4 protein-coding genes are annotated in these 2,799 nt (G+C 62.7%); 1 reads left to right on the top strand and 3 read right to left on the bottom strand.

The window, feature by feature from the left end:
* Nucleotides 1-774 (top strand): hypothetical protein (locus OCGS_RS15245; protein ID WP_162136612.1); only part of this gene is annotated, 774 nt, incomplete at its 5' end.
* A gap of 147 nt (nucleotides 775-921) precedes the next feature.
* Here OCGS_RS15245 and OCGS_RS11140 read toward each other — a convergent pair.
* From OCGS_RS11140 to OCGS_RS11125, 3 genes are all read right to left on the bottom strand, one after another.
* Complete coding sequence (locus tag OCGS_RS11140) at nucleotides 922-1,254, bottom strand: type II toxin-antitoxin system HicB family antitoxin (RefSeq protein WP_040610958.1); 333 nt, start codon at nucleotides 1,252-1,254, stop codon at nucleotides 922-924.
* Nucleotides 1,255-1,259: 5 nt separating this feature from the next.
* A complete protein-coding gene (locus OCGS_RS11135) occupies nucleotides 1,260-1,514 on the bottom strand; it encodes a type II toxin-antitoxin system HicA family toxin (RefSeq protein ID WP_007427347.1) in 255 nt (84 codons plus the stop codon).
* 550 nt (nucleotides 1,515-2,064) lie between these two features.
* Complete coding sequence (locus OCGS_RS11125; RefSeq protein WP_238538250.1) at nucleotides 2,065-2,625, bottom strand: helix-turn-helix domain-containing protein; 561 nt, start codon at nucleotides 2,623-2,625, stop codon at nucleotides 2,065-2,067.
* Nucleotides 2,626-2,799 lie beyond the last annotated feature (174 nt).

The raw sequence follows: 2,799 nt of genomic DNA, 5'->3' as shown, positions 1-2,799 counted from the left end.
GAGCGCTTTGTTGCTTGGCTTGACGTGGTCTTTCCCCGCGCGGGGAGCGCCGCGATCGAGCCACCTGACCGTATCGTGACGATCGGACGCCTCGCTAAAGACGCGGCGCTGGCGATAGAGATCGCGACCAGCTTGCACGACGCGGAGGTCCGGCGCCGCCAAGGCGCGGACACTAAGGCGGCGCTCTATTTGGCCTTCCTCGCCGCTGTGCTCCCCTTAGTTGGCGTCCTGACGCCCACGGTGTCGGATCGGTTCCGGGGTCCCGTGCTGGCGCTCGACGTCGTACTTTTCGCGATCGCCCTGATCTACATCCTTATAGCCGCATGGTATGCCGTCAGGGCGACAGTTCCGGGTGTGGTCCATGCGATCGGGGAGGACGATCTGGCGGATGCCCTTGGCAATGAGGACGCCCGCGCAACCATGGCGTCCCGGCTGATCGACGCGACGCGGCGGAACTACCCACTCAATAATAGGAAAATTACCTATGTCCGCCTGACGCAGGCGCACATCTTTCGCGCCTTCCTTATGGTCTTGCTGATTGTCGCGATTGACTGGGGGACCGATACGGTGATCGCAATCGGAAGGGAAACGCGAGAACCAAACAGCTTCTCCACTAAAGCGGTATGCTCCACGTTCGGCCTTCCTCAGATGAGCAGCGGCGGTTCAGCGGGCGGAAGGCTAAGCTATCATCTTTTAGAACCCGGCGCCGACCCTGTATGCCTGCCCTTTTCGATTGCCGTTGATCGGACCGACCATTCAACAGTGTCGCCGTGAGTACCTCCGGCCGTCCTTGTTTCAGATACTGCACCCGGATGCGACGGAGCGGTGAAACATCCCTGCAAGAGGATCGGCGTTCCGTTGGGGTCGGCTTGGAGGTTCCGCGACGCCGCCGGATGCGGATCTAGACGCTGATGCGACGACCTACCCGGTCGCCCGCTCCAGCACTTCGGCCGCCCACTGGTTGAGGCTCTTGCCTGACAGCTCGGCGGCCAGGGCAGCGCGACGGTGCACTTCGGGATCGACGCGGAACATCACCTGACCGGAATAGGCCTTCTGCGGTTCCTTCCCGACCTTAGCGCAGGTCTCCAGGTAGTCCTCGACCGCTTCGTGGAAGGCCGCGCGCAGATCCTCGACGTTGCCCGCATGGAAGCCCACGTCGTCGCGGATGCCGGCAAGGTGGCCGACGAAGATGCCGTCCTCGTCGTCGTACTCGATCCTAGCGGCGTAGCCTCGGTAGGTCATGGTGTTCGACATCGCGCTCATGGCGTCACTCCGATCCGCTCCAGGAAGGCGCGGGCGTCGCGGACCTGGTAGCGCTTGGCCTCCTTGGCGGGGTGCGGGCGGTGGAACGTCGCGACCTCGCCGTCCTTCTCGAACCGCACTCGCGAGCCGCGCCCCTCGATCACCTGCGCGCCCGCGGCCATCAGAAGCCCTTCGATGGCCGCCCATCCGATGGTGCCGGACACAGGGTCGGCAAAGATAGCGGCAAGGGTGCGTCTGTGGCGGTTGTTCATGGGGACATGTAGTCCGTGCTTGCGTTTCATGCAAGCAAATGAAAGGGTCAGCAAGGATCACAGGTGTGGGCGATGCCTCCGCTCCTGGATCCCTCCTCCGCCCCCTGACGCCCTTACCTGCCTCCCAGCCACCATCGGCGGCGTTTCGGCTGGTCGGGGGCGGGAAGCATCCGGCGCAAATCCTCGATCCGTTCCGCACGCTCTTTTGCCAGCAACTCGGCTGCGTCCGCGCGGGTCTCGGCCCTCACGGCACGGAGCTCGGCCTCTGAAAGCCGAGCGCGCAGGCTCTCCATCTGGGTCACATCAGGGGTGTTCTGTGTGGACAACCTAGCCACTGATTGACCGGCCAAGTCCGGTTCAGACGTGGCCGACGTACCCGGACGTGGCTGGTAAACCCTTGCTAGCTCCGATGGGTCAATGGACCACTTGCCCTGATCATCCTGTGTGCCACTGACCTTTCCTGATTTCAAAGCTTTGGTGAGAGTTGGCCGGGAAACCTGGTAATGCTTTACCGCCTCACGAATGGACAAGTTCGCCATGCTGAACACCCTTATTCCGGTTCAACATCGTCTGGTAAAGCCTTGGCCGGCAAGTCCACTTCCATGCCGGGAAAGGTCGGCTCGGAGGGTGGGGGCAAGCCGGGGCCGGTAGGGAGCTGCTGCTCGCCTCGGCCGATGGACGGGATCTGGCGAAGTGGCTCCTGACCGTCCAATTCGCTCGCGTCCGGCTGCTCGTCGTCGCTGATGACAACGGCCGCGCTGAACAGGCTGTAGCGGATGCCGTCGCGCCGCCCGAGCCAAGCCACGCGGTCATTGACCACGTAGGCATTCGTTGTTCCCCGGTCGCCGATCTGGCGGACCTCGATCCAGAGATCGTCTCGCAGCTTCTTTACCGCCCGCTGCACTGTGGGGCGGCTCGCACCCATCAGGCGGATAAGGTTCCTCTGCGAGATCACCACGGCGTTGTTCACACCGATCCGGGCCACGAGGAGGTGCATGAGCTGCGCTGCCTTCGGGGCCTCGGAGATGAGCTTGGCCCATGCCTCGTGCGCCGCCCGTTCAGTCTGGAGCCAGCGTCCGGAAGGAGCCTTCTCGGGGATCTTCTGAGGCATCGTCATATGAGGCCACCCAGCATCATTGGTGTTCCGAAACTGCACGCTGGCGTGTCAGCATTGGATGTTCAATACGTACCAAAGAAGAAAGTCAACGTTCCATAATTGTAAGCAGATGAGGCTAGGTAGCCTCATAGCTGGTGAGGCCCCCTAGCCTCATAGCTGGTGAGGCCC

The sequence above is a fragment of the Oceaniovalibus guishaninsula JLT2003 genome (assembly GCF_000299575.1).
Classification (GTDB): domain Bacteria; phylum Pseudomonadota; class Alphaproteobacteria; order Rhodobacterales; family Rhodobacteraceae; genus Palleronia; species Palleronia guishaninsula.
This window is presented reverse-complemented; position numbering and strand designations above follow the sequence as displayed.

Coding starts and splice junctions, on each gene's coding strand:
- OCGS_RS11140 (WP_040610958.1), bottom strand. CDS start 1,254: ATGTCGAACACCATGACCTACCGAGGCTACGCCGCTAGGATCGAGTAC.
- OCGS_RS11135 (WP_007427347.1), bottom strand. CDS start 1,514: ATGAACAACCGCCACAGACGCACCCTTGCCGCTATCTTTGCCGACCCT.
- OCGS_RS11125 (WP_238538250.1), bottom strand. CDS start 2,625: ATGCCTCAGAAGATCCCCGAGAAGGCTCCTTCCGGACGCTGGCTCCAG.